The 15,020-nt window shown below is 69.9% G+C and carries 14 protein-coding genes; 6 read left to right on the forward strand and 8 right to left on the reverse strand.

Translation table 11 applies throughout. The annotated features are described in order from the left end of the window. Positions 1-308: 308 nt before the first annotated feature. Complete coding sequence (locus tag AB0I22_RS03540; RefSeq protein ID WP_363128928.1) at positions 309-1,094, reverse strand: WYL domain-containing protein; 786 nt, start codon at positions 1,092-1,094, stop codon at positions 309-311. 161 nt (positions 1,095-1,255) lie between these two features. Here AB0I22_RS03540 and AB0I22_RS03545 point away from each other — a divergent pair, with 161 nt between their 5' ends. Then, positions 1,256-2,152: an NAD(P)H-binding protein gene (locus AB0I22_RS03545; RefSeq protein ID WP_363128929.1), complete on the forward strand. Its 897-nt coding sequence runs from the start codon at positions 1,256-1,258 to the stop codon at positions 2,150-2,152. Between the two features lie 128 nt (positions 2,153-2,280). On the opposite strand, the gene AB0I22_RS03550 is transcribed toward AB0I22_RS03545, so the two are convergent. The 5 genes from AB0I22_RS03550 to AB0I22_RS03570 all read right to left on the reverse strand — a co-directional run bounded on the left by AB0I22_RS03550 (position 2,281) and on the right by AB0I22_RS03570 (position 8,134). Then, positions 2,281-3,435 (reverse strand): dipeptide ABC transporter ATP-binding protein, encoded by a 1,155-nt coding sequence (locus tag AB0I22_RS03550; protein ID WP_363128930.1) that lies wholly within the window; start codon positions 3,433-3,435, stop codon positions 2,281-2,283. Between the two features lie 69 nt (positions 3,436-3,504). After that, the gene (locus tag AB0I22_RS03555; protein WP_363128931.1) at positions 3,505-4,533 is read right to left on the reverse strand and encodes an ABC transporter ATP-binding protein; all 1,029 of its coding nucleotides are present in this window, start codon (positions 4,531-4,533) and stop codon (positions 3,505-3,507) included. An 11-nt stretch (positions 4,534-4,544) separates the two neighbouring features. Next, the gene (locus AB0I22_RS03560; protein ID WP_363128932.1) at positions 4,545-5,525 is read right to left on the reverse strand and encodes an ABC transporter permease; all 981 of its coding nucleotides are present in this window, start codon (positions 5,523-5,525) and stop codon (positions 4,545-4,547) included. Next, on the reverse strand, positions 5,518-6,441 hold the full coding sequence (locus AB0I22_RS03565; protein WP_363128933.1) for an ABC transporter permease: 924 nt from the start codon (positions 6,439-6,441) through the stop codon (positions 5,518-5,520). Before AB0I22_RS03565 ends, AB0I22_RS03560 begins: the two co-directional genes overlap by 8 nt. A gap of 73 nt (positions 6,442-6,514) precedes the next feature. Next, positions 6,515-8,134, reverse strand: a complete 1,620-nt coding sequence (locus tag AB0I22_RS03570) for an ABC transporter substrate-binding protein (RefSeq protein WP_363128934.1) — start codon at positions 8,132-8,134, stop codon at positions 6,515-6,517. Between the two features lie 551 nt (positions 8,135-8,685). Here AB0I22_RS03570 and AB0I22_RS03575 point away from each other — a divergent pair. The 3 genes from AB0I22_RS03575 (at position 8,686) to AB0I22_RS03585 (ending at position 11,464) form a co-directional block, all read left to right on the forward strand. Next, complete coding sequence (locus AB0I22_RS03575; RefSeq protein WP_363128935.1) at positions 8,686-9,534, forward strand: DUF4097 family beta strand repeat-containing protein; 849 nt, start codon at positions 8,686-8,688, stop codon at positions 9,532-9,534. 158 nt (positions 9,535-9,692) lie between these two features. Then, complete coding sequence (locus AB0I22_RS03580) at positions 9,693-10,685, forward strand: ATP-binding cassette domain-containing protein (protein WP_363128936.1); 993 nt, start codon at positions 9,693-9,695, stop codon at positions 10,683-10,685. Then, the gene (locus AB0I22_RS03585) at positions 10,682-11,464 is read left to right on the forward strand and encodes an ABC transporter permease (protein WP_363128937.1); all 783 of its coding nucleotides are present in this window, start codon (positions 10,682-10,684) and stop codon (positions 11,462-11,464) included. Before AB0I22_RS03580 ends, AB0I22_RS03585 begins: the two co-directional genes overlap by 4 nt. A gap of 260 nt (positions 11,465-11,724) precedes the next feature. On the opposite strand, the gene AB0I22_RS03590 is transcribed toward AB0I22_RS03585, so the two are convergent. Continuing rightward, complete coding sequence (locus tag AB0I22_RS03590) at positions 11,725-12,390, reverse strand: TetR/AcrR family transcriptional regulator (protein ID WP_363128938.1); 666 nt, start codon at positions 12,388-12,390, stop codon at positions 11,725-11,727. Between the two features lie 133 nt (positions 12,391-12,523). On the opposite strand from AB0I22_RS03590, the gene AB0I22_RS03595 reads away from it, so the two are divergent. Further along, on the forward strand, positions 12,524-13,135 hold the full coding sequence (locus AB0I22_RS03595) for an NAD(P)H-binding protein (RefSeq protein ID WP_363128939.1): 612 nt from the start codon (positions 12,524-12,526) through the stop codon (positions 13,133-13,135). Positions 13,136-13,366: 231 nt separating this feature from the next. Further along, a complete protein-coding gene (locus AB0I22_RS03600) occupies positions 13,367-14,110 on the forward strand; it encodes a hypothetical protein (protein WP_363128940.1) in 744 nt (247 codons plus the stop codon). 137 nt (positions 14,111-14,247) lie between these two features. Here the strand turns inward: AB0I22_RS03600 and AB0I22_RS03605 are convergent, their stop codons facing one another. Then, positions 14,248-15,012, reverse strand: a complete 765-nt coding sequence (locus tag AB0I22_RS03605) for a GNAT family N-acetyltransferase (protein WP_363129099.1) — start codon at positions 15,010-15,012, stop codon at positions 14,248-14,250. Positions 15,013-15,020: the final 8 nt, after the last annotated feature.

Genomic DNA, 15,020 nt, shown 5'->3' on the forward strand with positions numbered 1-15,020 from the left:
AACGGGGTTCGACCCCCGTGAAGATGTTGTGACGGTGGCCTGTGGGCCTTGTGGGGCCGCTCGCGGGCGGTGCCCAGGCGACTCCCCTGGGGCACATCTGCCCCACCCGTACCCCTCTATTCGGCCTCCGCCGCCAACTCCTGGGCATTAAGCACGTTTTGTCGGCCCAGGGCCCAACTATGCCCGGCTGCGCAGGCGGTTCTGCCCCATCGGCCGCCCTCAGCGGGAACGCGCGACCCTGTCCGGGCGAGCGGGAGGGACCCGCCGGCTGCACCCGCCCGCACGCCGAGCCATTCGGTAACGGAGGGTCACCGAGCGCGCTCACCGGAAGAACCCGGCGAAGCGGAAGAACCGGGAGGAGCGGAAGAGTCGGGAGAACCCGAGGAAGGCGAAGGCGCGCGGCCGAAGTCGGTGGTCAGCCAGTGCTCAATGGACTCGTCAGGGAATGCGTGGGGCCGGTAGACGCCCTCCACCGCCGAGATGTCGGAGATGCGATCGAGGCGGAACGTACGCCAGTCGTCCCGGTCGACATCGAAGCCCACCAGATACCACTGCCCGGCCCGCAGAAAGTGGCGGTACGGCTCGACCAAGCGGGTCGACGGCCGGCCGTGCTGGTCGACGTAGCGGAACCGCACCCTCCCGTCCCCGGCCACCGCGTCGGCGATCACACCGACCGTCGCCGCCTCGACCGCCGCGCCGGGCTGCTGCAACACCTCGGTCGCGAGGTCGGTCGCGGCCGCGCGGCGGCGCAGCGGCCGCGGCAGCACCTGGTCGAGCTTGAGCAGGGCGCTCGACGCCACCGCTTCCTCGGGCAGCCAGGCGCGGATCAGATGCAGTCCGGCCACCAGCGCGGTGATCTCGTCGGCGGTGAACAGCAGCGGCGGGACTTTGACGCCGGGGCTCAGCCGGTAGGCGCTGCCCGGCCCCGGCCGGGCCTCCACGGTGTACCCGAGCCGGCGGAGCCGCTGGGCATCGCGCCGTACGGTACGGACGCTCGTACCCAGCCGTTCGGCCAGTTCGGCGGCGGTCCATTCACCCCCTGACTGCAACAGGGTCAGCAAGGTCAACGTCCTGGTCGTCGGGTCGAGCTCCATGTGCTCAGCCTTCCCGTTCCCGGAGAGGCGGACAGGTTCCGGCCGCCTCTGCTCCTAGCCTGAAGTGCCCGGCATACCTGAACCCGAGGCACCGCATGTACCGCATGTACCGAATATGCCGAATATGCCGAATATGCCGAATATGAGGATGCGAGGAAATCATGCGAATCGCTGTCACCACCCCGACCGGCAACGTCGGCCGCCACGTCGTCGCCGCCCTCGTACGCGCAGGGGTCCGGCCGCGCGTCCTGCTGCGCGATCCCGACCGGCTCTCCCCCGAGATCCGGGACGAGGTGGACGCCGTACAGGTCGACCAGTACGACGCCGACGCGGTGGCCGCCGCCACCGAAGGCGTCGACGCGCTGTTCTGGGTGGACCCGCCCTCCGACGGCGAGGACCCCCTCGCCGACTACGGCCGCGCCACCGGCAGCGTGGTCCGCGCCGTCACCGGCAACGGCATCGGCCGCGTCGTCTTCCAGAGCAGCGTCGGCGCCGAGAAGCGCGAAGGCGCCGGTGAGATCGACGGCCTGGCGCACACCGAGACCGCGCTGGACGGCCTGGGCATCGACGTCACCCACCTCCGCTGCGGCTACTTCTTCACCAATCTCGAACTCCAACTGGACGCCCTGCGAGCCGGCGCGCCCCTCCAGGTGATCCTGCCGCTCGACCTGCCCATGGCCTGGGTCGCGCCCCGCGACATCGCCGAGGTCGCGGCGGCCCGGCTGCTCTCCCGCGACTGGTCCGGGCGGTGCGTGCAGGCCGTCCACGGGGCCGCCGACCTCACCTGGCACCAGGTCGCCGACATCCTCACCGCCGCCACCGGCCGGCGGATCGGCGTGGAGCGGATCTCCGACGACGCCATGCGGTCCCAGCTCCATCAGGTCGGAATGTCCGACGGACTGGTGGAGGCCGTACTCGGGATGTCCACCGGCCTCCGCGAGGACTTCGTGCCCGAACAGCTCCGCACCGTCCGCACCACGACCCCGACCACGCTCGCCGCCTGGGCGTACGACCACCTCCGGCCGCTGCTCGCCGACGCACCCCGCAGCGAGGCATGAGACGCGAGCACGGCACGTTCGTACGCCCGGCAAGCGCCTACGGCAAGATCACGACAGGCGCGAAACTCGGCGCAGGCCACAACGAGTTGGGAACATCACACCCTCACAAGCAGCCAGCCGGGGAACACCTACCCACCAGCCGGCGGCTCCGCAGACGCCCCCGAACGCCCCGGCCCGGCAGACCCATCAGACCCCCCACGCCCACCACCCCCACCCCTCCCCGTATCGACGATCCGCCGCTCCTCCGCGAAGTGGCACGCGGACTCGTGCGCCGCCGGTCCGCCGCCCTCCCGGAACACCTCCGGCACCGCCAGCAGCGGCACCTCCTCCGCGCACAGCGCCTCCGCCTTCCAGCACCGGGTGCGGAACCGGCAGCCGGACGGCGGATTGGCCGGGGACGGCACGTCGCCGGAGAGCAGAATCCGCTCGCGCCGGTCCCGCGCCTCCGGATTCGGCACCGGTACGGCGGAGAGCAGCGCCTGGGTGTACGGGTGGGTCGGGTGCTCGTAGATCTGGTCCTCGGTCCCGGTCTCCGCCAGCCGCCCGAGATACATCACCGCCACCCGGTCGGAGATGTGCCGCACCACGGACAGGTCGTGCGCGATGAAGACATACGACAGGTCGAACTCGTCCTGGAGTTGCTCCAGGAGGTTGACGACCTGTGCCTGTACGGACACATCCAGGGCGGAGACGGGCTCGTCGGCGACGATCACTTCGGGGCGCAGCGCCAGGCCGCGGGCGATACCGATGCGCTGCCGTTGGCCGCCGGAGAACTGGTGCGGATAGCGGTTGATGTACTCGGGGTTGAGCCCGACCACGTCCAACAGGTCCTGCACCTTCTTGCGACGGCTTCCCTTCGGGGCCACCTCCGGATGAATCTCATACGGCTCGCCGATGATGTCGCCGACCGTCATCCGCGGGTTGAGCGAGGTGTACGGGTCCTGGAAGACCATCTGGATGTTGCGCCGTACGGCCTTGAGCGCGCGCCCGGAGAGGCGGGTGATGTCCTCGCCCTTGTAGAGGATCTGCCCGCTCGTCGGCCGCTCCAGGTTGACCAGCAGCTTCGCGACCGTCGACTTGCCGCAGCCCGATTCCCCGACGATGCCGAGCGTCTCGCCGCGGGCCAGCCCGAAGGAGACCGTGTCGACCGCTCGTACCGCTCCGACCTGCTTCCTCATCACGATGCCGCGCGTCAGCGGGTAGAGCTTGGCGAGGTCGCGTACTTCGAGGATCGGCTCGGTACGCGCCGGGGCCGCCTCGCTCTCCATGGTCAGCTCAGGCATCGGCGAGCTCCTTGGCCTCCGTCATCAGCTCAGGCATGTGCGAGCTCCTCCTTGGCCCCCGTCATCAGCTCAGGCATCGGCGAGCTCCTCCTTCCAGAAGTGGCAGGCGCTGGCGCGGCCGGGCAGCGGCGTGCCGTCGTCGTCGGCGACCTCGTACAGCGGCGGCCGGTCCGTACGGCAGATGTCCTGTACGCGCGGGCAGCGCGGGTTGAAGGGGCAGCCGGGTGGGATCGCGACGAGGTTGGGCGGCAGCCCCTTGATCGCGTAGAGCTGCTGCCCCTTCTGGTCGAGCCGGGGAATCGAGTCGAGCAGGCCGCGGGTGTACGGGTGGGCCGGCCGTTTGTACAACTCGTGCACGGGCGCGGTCTCCACGATCCGGCCCGCGTACATCACCGCGATCTTGTCGGCGACGTCCGCGACCACGCCCAGGTCGTGGGTGATCAGGATCAGCCCCATGTTGTACTCGCGCTGGAGCTCCGCGAGCAGGTCCATCACCTGGGCCTGCACCGTCACGTCCAGCGCGGTGGTCGGCTCGTCGGCGATGATCAGGTCCGGCTGGAGCGCCAGCGCCATCGCGATCATGATGCGCTGGCGCATGCCGCCGGAGAACTGGTGCGGATAGTCCCCGACCCGCTCGCGCGCCGCCGGGATGCGCACCCGGTCCATCAGCTCGACGGCCTTCGCCCGCGCCGCCTTGCGGGACATGCCCTGGTGCACTTCGTACATCTCACCGAGCTGCGCGCCCACGGAGACCACCGGGTTCAGCGCGGAGAGCGCGTCCTGGAAGATCATCGCCATCTTGGCGCCGCGCACCTTGCGGCGCGCCTCGCGCCCCATCTTCAGCAGGTCCTCGCCCTGAAAGAGCACCTCCCCGCCCGTCACGAACCCCGGCGGGGAGTCGAGGATGCCCATCACGGCCTGCGCGGTCACCGACTTCCCCGACCCCGACTCGCCCAGCACCGCGAGGGTCTCGCCCGCGTCGACGCTGTAGGAGACCCCGTTGACGGCCTTGGCCACGCCGTCCCTCGTACGGAACTCGACCTGGAGGTCGCGTACGTCCAGCAGTGTCGTCGTCCGGTCGTCCGGCGATGTCGTCATCCGGCGTCTCCTCAGCGCAGCTTGGGGTCGAGGGCGTCGCGGACCGCGTCGCCGAGCATGATGAAGGCGAGCACCGTGATGGACAGCGCGCCGGCCGGCCACAGCAGCATGTGCGGGGCGTTGCGGATGCGGGTCGCGGCGTCCGAGATGTCGATGCCCCAGGAGACGGTCGGCGGCTTCAGTCCGACGCCGAGGAACGACAGGGTCGCCTCCAGCGCGATGTACGTGCCGAGCGCGATGGTCGCCACGACGATGACCGGGGCGACGGCGTTCGGCGCGATGTGCCGCAGCAGCAGCCGCCCGTTGCCCGCGCCCAGCGCCCGCGCCGCCTGTACGAAGTCGTTCTGCTTGATCGTCACCACCGAGCCGCGCGCGATGCGGGAGATCTGCGGCCAGCCCAGCAGCACGATGAAGCCGACCACCGGCCAGACCGAGCCGCTGGTGACCACCGACAGGAAGACCAGGCCGCCCAGGATGATCGGGATGCCGAAGAACACGTCCGCGATCCGCGACAGCAGCGCGTCCCACCAGCCGCCGAAGAACCCGGCCAGGCCGCCGAGCACGCTGCCGAGCAGCGCCGCTCCCGCCGTCGCGCAGATGCCGACGGTGATCGACGCCCGTGCCCCGTACACGACGCGGGTGTAGACGTCGCGGCCCTGGGTGTCGTAGCCGAAGGGGTGGCCGGGCGAGGCGCCGCGCTGCGCCTTGGTGAGGTCCGCCTTGTACGGGCTGCCGCTCGCGATCAGCGACGGCCAGATCGCGATGACGATCAGGAAGAGGATGACCAGCGCGGAGATGATGAAGATCGGGTTCCGGCGCAGGTCGTGCCAGGCGTCCGACCAGAGGCTGCGGGCCTTGACGGAGGGGTCTACGGGCGCGCCGCCGGGGCCGCCCGGCGTGCCTTCGAGCGACTCGGCCTCGCCGATGGCGAGGTTGGCGGTGGCGCCGTCGCCGTGCGCGACGGCTTCCTTGGGAACGTACGGGTCAGGCATAGCGAATCCTCGGGTCGAGCACGGCGTAGAGGAGGTCCACGAGCAGGTTCGCCAGCAGGAAGACGATGACGAGGATGGTCACGAAGCCGACCACCGTCGGCGAGTTCTGCCGCAGGATGCCCTGGTAGAGCTGGTAGCCGACGCCGTGGATGTTGAAGATCCGCTCGGTGACGATGGCGCCGCCCATCAGCGCCCCGATGTCGGTGCCGATGAAGGTGACGACCGGGATCAGCGAGTTCCGCAGCAGGTGGCGGGTGATCACCCGGCGTCTCGGCAGCCCCTTGGCGACGGCGGTGCGTACGTAGTCGGCACGGGCGTTCTCGGCGATCGACGTACGGGTCAGCCGGGTCACGTAGGCGAGCGAGACCAGCGCCAGTACGAGTCCGGGCAGCAGCAGTTCGCCCAGTGGCGCCTCGGGCGACACAGAGGCCGCTGCCGTCTCCCATTTCACGCCGAACAGGTACTGGAGGAGGTAGCCGCTGACGAACGTCGGGACCGAGACGACGATCAGGGTCAGCAGCAGTACGGTCGTGTCCACCGCGCGCCCGCGCCGCAGCCCGCTGAAGACGCCGAGCACGATGCCGATGACCATCTCCAGGACGATCGCGACGATGGTGAGCCGCAGCGTCACCGGGAAGGCGGTGGACATCAGCTCGGTGACCTTCTGGCCGTTGAAGGCGATGCCGAAGTTCCCTTGCAGCACCTGCCCCATGTAGTGCAGGTACTGCTTCCACAGCGGTTCGTCGAGGTAGAGGTCCTTGCGGATCTGCGCGGCGGTCGCGGGGTCGGGCGCCTTGTCGCCGAAGAGGGCGGCGACGGGGTCGCCCAGCGCGTACACCATGAAGAAGATCAGGAACGTGCTGCCGATGAACACCGGGATCATCTGAAGCAGCCGCCGGATCACATAGCGTCCCATGGGGGCTCCGGGGGTGGTGGGAGGGGGTGGCCCGGCGGGCGGTGCGGCCCGCCGAACCCCTGGCTGCCTGCGGTCAGTTGACCTTGATCTCGTTGTAGACCGGGACGCTGAACTGGTTCAGCGCGACGTTGCTGATGCTCTCCGAGTAGCCGGCGCTGCCGTTCTGGTACCAGAGCGGGATCACCGGCATCTGCTCCGCGAGCACCTTCTCCGCGTCCTGGAAGTCGGACACCGCCTTCGCCTTGTCGCTTTCGCCGTTCGCCTTGTCCACCAGCCGGTCGAAGTCGGGGCTGCTGAACTTCCCGTCGTTGGAGGAGGCGTCGGTGTAGTAGAGGGGCTGGAGGAAGTCCTGGATCAGCGGGTAGTCCATCTGCCAACCGGTGCGGAACGGGCCGGTCATCTGGTGTCCGCCGAGCTTGTTGCGGAAGTCCGCGAACGTGCCGATCGGGTTGACCGTGCACGCCTTCTCGCTGTCGAGGACGTTGTTGATGCTGTTGCAGACCGCGTCCATCCACACCCGGTGCGACCCGGTGTCGACATTGGAGGTGACGGTCACCTTGCCGCCCGGCAGCCCGCCGCCCTCGGTGATCAGCCGCTTTGCCTCGTCGGCGTTGTACGAGCAGACGGTCCCGCACAGCCCCGCCTTGTAGCCGCCCTCCGCCTTGAGCACCGGCGAGGTCCAGTCCGTGGCCGGGACCCGGGTCTTCTGGTAGATCTCATCGGTGATCTGCCTGCGGTTGATCGCCATGGACAGGCCCTTGCGGACCTTCGCCATGCCGCTCTTGGACCACGCCTTGTCGTACATCGGGAAGGACAGTGTCTGGAGGATGCCGGCAGGCTGGTTGATATAGCGGTCGCCCAGGTCGGCCTTGACGTTCCTGAGCTGCTGGGCCGGGATGTCGTCGGCGAGGTCGAGGTTGCCGGCCTGGAGATCGGTGTAGGCAGTGTTGCTGTCGGTGTAGACCCGCAGCTCGACGCCGTTGTTCCGCGCCTTGTCGTCCCCCGGGTACTCCTCCCACTTCGCGAGCCGCATCACCGTGCCCTTGTCGTACGAGCGCACGCTGTACGGGCCGTTGCCGATGGGCTTCTTGATCCAGCCGTCGTGATCGTCGAAGAACGCCTTCGGCAGCGGCGAGAACGCGGCATAGCCGAGCGTGTCGGGCCAGGTGGAGAACTTCTGGTTGAGCTTGACCGTGAACGTCTTGTCGTCCTTGACCGCCAGCCCCGAGAGCGTCTTGGCGCTCGGACTCCCCGAGTCCGGGTGGGCCTTGTCGTAGCCGTCGATGTACTGGAAGAAGGAGGCGTTCTTCTGCTTGTTGCCGAGTGCCGCCCCGTAGTTCCAGGCGTCGACGAAGGAGTGCGCCGTGACCTTCTCGCCGTTGCTGAAGGTCCAGCCGTCCTTGATGGTGACGGTGAAGTTCTGCTGGTCCGAGGTCTTGATCCGGTCGGCGATGACGTTGACGGCCTTGCCGCTCCTGGGGTCGTACTTCTTCAGCCCCCGGAAGATCATGTCCAGCACCTTGCCGCCCTGGACCTCATTGGTGTTCGCGGGCTCCAGCGGATTCTGCGGATCACCCCACGAGGCCCGTACGGCCCCGCCCTTCCCCACGCTCCTGCCGCCCCCGCAGCCCGCCGCGGCCAGGGCGACGACCATCACCCATACGGCCCACTTGGCGCGCGTGGCTCCGCGCATGAAGTGCCTCCTCCGGGTCCCAGGACTCGCTTAAGCCCAAATAACACCCCATGCGGTTACGCAGTGCATCTTCATGGGTGCCGTACGTGTGCCATCGCCTGCGGAAACCCCCCGTACGCGTGAGGCGGGAGCGCGGGGCCGGCCTCGGGCCGCGCCAGGCTCGGGCCGCGCCGGGCATCGCCGGCTCCGGGCCGCACTGGGCCGCGCTGGGCCGCGCCAGTGTCGGGCCGCGCCGGGCCGCGGTGCGCGGCACCGAGTGGCGCCACGCGACGCCACGTGACGCCACCGAGCGCGCCAGGCATGCCGATGCACCACCCGGCGCCGCATTGGCGCTCTTCGATTTCGACGCGTTCACGCAGGTCAACGCCCCGTTCTTGAGCGTCATCCACAATCCACCCCGCAGGGGCTTGCCGATGACGCCAAAGTGATGCCACTATGGCGTCACGAACCTCGCACCGCGTCCTTGCGGAGAGGAAGCCGCGAAGGCCCGGAAGCCGTAGAAACCGCAGAAGCCCCAGAAGAGCTAGAAGAGCCAAGAGGACGGGACAGCCATGCCTTCTTTCGACACCCCCGCCATGATTTCCGCCACCGCCCACGTGGACGCCGGTTCCATCCGGTTCCTCGCCGGGGACCGGTCCGACACCGTCGTCGAGGTGCGGCCCCGCGACCCCGAGAAGGACCAGGACGTACGGGCGGCCAAGCAGACCGAGGTCACGTACGCGAGCGGCCTGCTGACCATCAGGACGCCCAGGCAGCGCTATCTCATCGGACGCACCGGCACCGTGGACGTGACGGTCGAACTGCCCACGGGCTCACAGATGGAGACGGTGGGCGCCTGGACCCAGGTGCACGGCGAGGGCCGGCTCGGCGAGGTCCGGGTGGAGACCTCGTCGGGCGACGTCCGCCTCGACACCACCGGGCCGCTGTACCTGACCGCGGCCCACGGCAACATCACCGTGGAGCGCGTCGAGGGCTCCGCCGAGATCACCACCAGCTCCGGCAGCCTGCGCGTCGGCGCCATCGACGGCACCGCCACCCTGAAGAACTCACACGGCACCACGACCGTCGGCAACGCCCGGGGCGACCTGCGGGTGAGCGGGGCCAACGGCGACATCTCCATCGACCGCGCCGAGGGCTCGGTCGCCGCCACCACCGCCCACGGCACCCTGCGCGTCGCCGATGTCGCCCGCGGCACCGTCCAGTTGGAGACCTCCTACGGTGCCATCGAGGTCGGCATCCGCGAGTCCACGGCGGCCTGGCTCGACGTCGACTCGCGCTCCGGCCAGGTGCACAGCGCGCTCGCCGCGACCGGGAAGCCGGCGAAGACCGAGGAGACGGTCGAGGTCAGGGCCCACACCCACTACGGCAACATCGACATCCACCGGGCCCGAGCCGCCTGACCGCCCGGCCCCGCTGCCGCCCGGACCACGCATCCGCAAACCCGCGCGTCGGCGCATCCGCCGACCCGCCGATCTGCCGACCCGCCGACCCGCCGACCCGTCGATCCGCAAACCACGCCTTCGAATGGGAGGACCCCATGCCTTCTTCTGTCATGCCCATGTCTAACTCTGCGCAATACGACGGCCAACAGCCCCCCGCCGCGATCTCCACCGCCGATCTGCGCAAGTCGTACGGCGACAAGACCGTCCTCGACGGGATCGATCTGCGCATCCCGGCCGGCTCCGTGTTCGCGCTGCTGGGGCCGAACGGCGCCGGCAAGACCACCACCGTGCAGATCCTGTCCACGCTCATCTCCGCCGACGGCGGACAGGCCCAGGTCGCGGGTCATGACGTGGCCGCGGCGCCGGACGGCGTACGCGCCGCGATCGGCGTCACCGGGCAGTTCGCCGCCCTCGACGACCTGCTCACCGCCGAGGAGAACCTGCTCCTCATGGCCGATCTGCTGCGCCTGGGCAAACGCGAAGGACGCGTCCGGGCCAAGGAGTTGCTGAAGAGGTTCGAGATCGCGGACGTCGCGAACAAGCGCGCCGCGTTCTTCTCCGGCGGCATGCGGCGCCGGCTCGACCTCGCCATGACGCTGGTCGGCGACCCGCGGGTGATCTTCCTCGACGAGCCGACGACCGGGCTGGACCCGCGCAGCCGCCGCACCATGTGGGAAACCGTGCGGTCCCTGGTCTCCGGCGGCGTCACCGTCTTCCTCACCACGCAATACCTGGAGGAGGCCGACCAGTTGGCGGACCGGATAGCGGTCCTGGACGGCGGGCGGATCGTCGCCGAGGGCACCGCCGACGAACTCAAGGCGCAGATCCCCGGCAGCCATGTACGCCTACGGTTCACCGGCCCCGAGGAGTACGAGCGTGCGGCCGCCGCCTTCCCCGGGGCCGCCCGCGACGATGAGGAGTTCGCCCTGCGCGTGGCGGGCGACGGCGGGCTCGACGCGCTGCGCGCCCTGCTCGACCGGCTCGACGCCGCCGGTATCCGCGCCGCCGACTTCTCCGTGCACACCCCCGACCTCGACGACGTGTTCCTCGCCCTGACCGGCGACGGCGGCGCCGGCGCCCCGCTCCAGCCGAAGGAGACCCTGCGATGAGCACCCTCACCTACGCCGTGCACGACTCGATGACGATGCTGCGGCGAAACCTGAAACACGCGATCCGCTATCCGTCCGTGGGGCTCGGCAGCGCCATGACGCCGATCCTGATGCTGCTGCTGTTCGTCTACGCCTTCGGGGACTCGATCGGCACCGGCATGGGCGGCGGCCGGGACGCGTATCTGAACTATCTGGCACCCGGCATCATCATCATGGGGGTGGCCGCCGGGTCGATGTCGACCTCGATCGCGGTCTGCTCCGACATGACCGAGGGCATCATCAACCGCTTCCGCACCATGAACATCACGCGCTCGTCCTTCATGACGGGTCATGTCCTCGGCAGCGTCGTCCAGACGATGGTGAGCACCGTGCCGGTCGTCGGCGTCGCGTTCGCCCTCGGCTTCCGGTCCGGGGCGACCCCGCTGGAGTGGCTGGCCGCGGCCGGGTTCCTGGCGGCCATCGCCTTCTCGGTGACCTGGCTGTCCGTGGCGCTCGGCCTGATCTCCAAGACCGTCGAGTCGGCGAGCAACAAGCCGCTGCTGATCCAGTTCCTGCCGTTCCTCGGCTCGGCGTTCGTACCTGCCGACTCGATGTCGCCGGGGCTGCGCTGGTTCGCCGAGTACCAGCCGTTCACGCCGATGATCGAGACGCTGCGCGGACTGCTCTCCGGCACGGAGATCGGCAACAGCGCCTGGATAGCGCTCGCTTGGTGCGCCGGTATCGCCCTGGTCGGCTACGTCTGGTCGCGGTCGCTCTTCAACAGCAGCACCACGCGCTGAGCGCAGCCCGGAGCACAGAGCCCGGAGCCGGGGACATCCGGGGCGCGACGGTCAGCAAGTGCGGGTCGCGAGCCAGGGCACCTGCCCCTGCCCCGCCGGTTCCACTGGCCCCGCTGATCTCGTCGGCCCTGCTGATCTCGCTGGCCCCGCCGGCCCGTTGGCCCCATCGCCCAGTTGGCCCACCGGTCTGTTGGCCCACCGTTCCAGCCAGCCCCCCACACCCCGTCTACACCTCGCCCCCCGTCTACTCCCTGCCCCGTCTACGTCTCGCCGCGTGGCAGAAGTGCGGCGATATCGGCCGCCGGGCGGCCGGAGTGCAGGCTGATCAGGTCCGCGATCAGTTCGTCCAGGGGCGGCCAGGGGAGGTTTCCATGGTCGTTGTAGAGGCTGATCAGGCCGTGCATCGCGGTCCAGAGCATGAGCCCGGCCTGCCACTGCCGCTCCACCGTGGAACCCGTCCGCTCCGGACCGGCGACGGCGGCCAGGGAAGCGACGACGGACTCCAGCAGTTCGGCTCCGTCTCCGTGGTCCGAGCCGGAAACGAGGTCGGCGGTCATCCGACCGCCGAACAGGGTCCGGTAGTGGCCGGGTTGCTCGACCCCCCAGTGCACATAGGCCGCGCACCGCGCCACGAGGTCGGCCAGTGGGGTGGGGACGGACTGGGCGGCCTCGTTCATCAGACGGGCCAGTTCGGCGTAGCGCAGTCGCAGCACGTGCTGGATCAGCGCGCTCAGGTCCGGGAAGTGGCTGTAGATGCTGGCCGGCGCCACGCCGACCTCGCGCGCGACCTGCCGGAGGGTCAGGGTCTCCGGCCGGTCGAGGGTGGCCAGCAGTTTCGCCGCGGCGTCCACGAGCTGGGCCTTGAGCACCTGCCCCTGCCCTCGCGGGTTGCGGCGGCGGGCAACGGCCCGCTCCTGAGGCGGCATCCCGACACCCTTCCGACCTCGTACGCATTCAGCAACGGCTGTTCACTTTACCGCCCCGCCCGCCTTGACACCGGATGACCAACACTCGTTTACTCATCTCACCAACACTTGTTCAGTCAGCGAATGGATCATCATGCGCATCGCAGTTCTAGGCGCGTCCGGAAGGGTCGGCGGCCTCCTCGTCGAGCAGGCTCTTGAGCGGGGGCACCAGGTCGTGGCACTCGTCCGCACCCCGGACAAGATCACCGCGTCCGTGTCGCGCCGGGTCGACGTCCGGCAGGCGGATGTCTTCTCGCCGCAGACCTTCCCCGACCTGGGCGATGTCGACGCGGCCGTCTCGGCCATCGGCGTCGGCAAAGGCGACGGCCTGGGCGCGCTGACCGCCGGGGCCGAATTGCTCGCCGCGGCCCAGGTCCGCACGGTGTGGCTCGGCGCGCTGGGATCGGGTGTGTCGACCGGCGCGGGCGGCCGGATCTACCAGGTGGTGATGCGGATGGCCGTCGGCAAGGAGCTGACCGCCAAGGCGGCTGCCGACAGAATCGCCTTGGCCGCCGGCGCCGCCGTCTTCCACGCCCCGGACCTGACCGGCGGTCCCCTCAGCCCGGACCGTCGCATCGTGCCCCTGGCCGACCTGCGACGCCCTCTGCTGCCGCCGAGGATGTCCCGGGCTTCCGTGGCCGCGCTCATGCTGGACGAAGCGGAAGCGGGCCGTCACGGCGGCGAAATCGTCGTACCGCTCGGCTGACCGCCGAACAGCGGGGCCGTCAGCCGACGACGAGGGCCTCATTCGGCGCGGACCGGCCCGCGTCAGCCCCGGATCGCCGAAGGGCGCAACCGCTTCCACCAGGCGTTCTTTCCCTGCTCGCAGCCGTATTAGCCGGACGTTAGCGGAGCGGCATCCTCGCGGTAGCGGGCTCGGTCAGAGTTATGGACGTACCGAGGAAACAACGCCACCGACTGCCCCGGGGGAACCGAAATGCACTCCAGGACCACTGCCCGCACCGCCCGCCTCCGCACCCTGCGGATCGCCGCCGTGGCCCTTACGGCGGCCGCCGGCCTCAGCCTGACCGCCTGCTCCGGCTCGGACGACGGCGGTACGAAGGCTGCGAGCCAGACGGAGATGAACAAGGCCGCCGAGTCCGGCAACGCGGGTTCCACCGGGGCGAAGGACGCCGACGCCAAGTCCGGTCCCAAGTCGGGCTCGGGTTCCGAAACCGGTCCCAAGCCGGGCTCCGCGGACGAGCGGCCGGACAGTGCGCCCGCCCCTGACGGCAACGGCAACGGCAACGGGACGGGGACGGGGGCCACGGTCAGCAAGCAGCCCCTGGCGGACGGCAGCGTGGCCCACGTCTACAAGACCGGTGACCAGAACTACCGCGCCAAGCTCATCGGCCACGGTGACGTCCTGGCCACCATCGAGACGAACGACGCCGACGCCGGACTCGACGCCAACGACATGTTCGTCGAGCTCGGTATGGACGGCAAGGTCCACTCCTGGCTCGGCGGCGGACACCAGGGGCCGGGCACCTTCAAGCTCGCGGGCGGCTGGACCGCCAAGGTCTCCAAGGTCGGCGAGCTCCACTTCCGCGCGCAGATCATCGGCCGCGGCGGCGAGGTGGTCGACACGCTGGAGACCTCGGACCGGCATGACGTCGGTATGAACGCCAACGGCGTCTACATCGTGCTCAGCAACGGCGGCATCATCAGCGCCCACCAGTGAGCCCCACCCCGCCGCGGCGGCGTAGGCGTTCAGCCCTCCCCGAAGCTGTCACCAGCACCGTTGTGCAGAGCGCGCGGTCTGCGCGGATCGGCTCGTGGAGTTCGGGCGGTTCAGGCGGTTCAGGAGGCTCAAGGGGCTCAAGGGGTGATGGCGTGTTCGGTGAACTGGCCGCAGGAGCGGAAGCCCAGGCGGCGGTAGACGGGCTCGCCGTCGGGGGACGCTTGCAGGACCGCGGTGCGGTGGTCCCGGTCGCGGGCCGTGTGGAGTGCGGCGAGCGTGATGGCACCGCCGTAGCCGCGCCGTCGGTGGGCGGCCAGGGTGCAGATGTTGTAGATCCCGGCCACCCCCGCGTGGAAGAACACTTCGGCCGAACAGACCGGGCGGCCCTCCGCGTAGCCGACCAGGTAGCGGGCCGGGCAGTCCGCGGCCAGGGCCTGCGGGGCGGCTCGGGCGAAGAAGCGGCGGACGGTGTCGGCGGGCGGGTCCCAGTTCGCGGCGAGCACCGCGGAGTAGTCGGCGAGCTGTCCGGGCGTGGTCACCCTCTGGATGTCCAGTCCCTGAGCCGCGGGTAGCGGCAGGGTGTCGTCCAGTTCGGCCCACATGGCCGTCTCGCGTTCGGACTGCGGCAGACCGGCCGCCGCCAGCCGGGCGGTGAGGTCCGCCGGCTCTGAGGCCGGCCCGACCCACCAGGAGAAACGGCGGCCGGTACGGGCCAGCGTCCGGACGGTCTCGGTGATCCGCGCCGGGGCGGCAGCGGCGGTGAAGCGGGCGGCGGCAACGATGTTGAAGGTGTCGTCGTCCAGGCCGCTGTCGGCGACCAGGAGGTCATCAGTCTCCGTGACGGACGCGCCCGTCATGCTCCGATGCAGATGGCAGGCGTGTTCCGCCAGATTCCGTTCCATTTGGTCCG

Source organism: Streptomyces sp. NPDC050610 (genome assembly GCF_040654875.1).
Lineage (GTDB): Bacteria > Actinomycetota > Actinomycetes > Streptomycetales > Streptomycetaceae > Streptomyces.

Coding starts and splice junctions, on each gene's coding strand:
- AB0I22_RS03560 (WP_363128932.1), bottom strand. CDS start 5,525: ATGCCTGACCCGTACGTTCCCAAGGAAGCCGTCGCGCACGGCGACGGC.
- AB0I22_RS03545 (WP_363128929.1), top strand. CDS start 1,256: ATGCGAATCGCTGTCACCACCCCGACCGGCAACGTCGGCCGCCACGTC.
- AB0I22_RS03600 (WP_363128940.1), top strand. CDS start 13,367: ATGCACTCCAGGACCACTGCCCGCACCGCCCGCCTCCGCACCCTGCGG.
- AB0I22_RS03570 (WP_363128934.1), bottom strand. CDS start 8,134: ATGCGCGGAGCCACGCGCGCCAAGTGGGCCGTATGGGTGATGGTCGTC.
- AB0I22_RS03585 (WP_363128937.1), top strand. CDS start 10,682: ATGAGCACCCTCACCTACGCCGTGCACGACTCGATGACGATGCTGCGG.
- AB0I22_RS03575 (WP_363128935.1), top strand. CDS start 8,686: ATGCCTTCTTTCGACACCCCCGCCATGATTTCCGCCACCGCCCACGTG.
- AB0I22_RS03555 (WP_363128931.1), bottom strand. CDS start 4,533: ATGACGACATCGCCGGACGACCGGACGACGACACTGCTGGACGTACGC.
- AB0I22_RS03605 (WP_363129099.1), bottom strand. CDS start 15,012: ATGGAACGGAATCTGGCGGAACACGCCTGCCATCTGCATCGGAGCATG.
- AB0I22_RS03580 (WP_363128936.1), top strand. CDS start 9,693: ATGTCTAACTCTGCGCAATACGACGGCCAACAGCCCCCCGCCGCGATC.
- AB0I22_RS03550 (WP_363128930.1), bottom strand. CDS start 3,435: ATGCCTGAGCTGACCATGGAGAGCGAGGCGGCCCCGGCGCGTACCGAG.
- AB0I22_RS03595 (WP_363128939.1), top strand. CDS start 12,524: ATGCGCATCGCAGTTCTAGGCGCGTCCGGAAGGGTCGGCGGCCTCCTC.
- AB0I22_RS03590 (WP_363128938.1), bottom strand. CDS start 12,390: ATGCCGCCTCAGGAGCGGGCCGTTGCCCGCCGCCGCAACCCGCGAGGG.
- AB0I22_RS03565 (WP_363128933.1), bottom strand. CDS start 6,441: ATGGGACGCTATGTGATCCGGCGGCTGCTTCAGATGATCCCGGTGTTC.
- AB0I22_RS03540 (WP_363128928.1), bottom strand. CDS start 1,094: ATGGAGCTCGACCCGACGACCAGGACGTTGACCTTGCTGACCCTGTTG.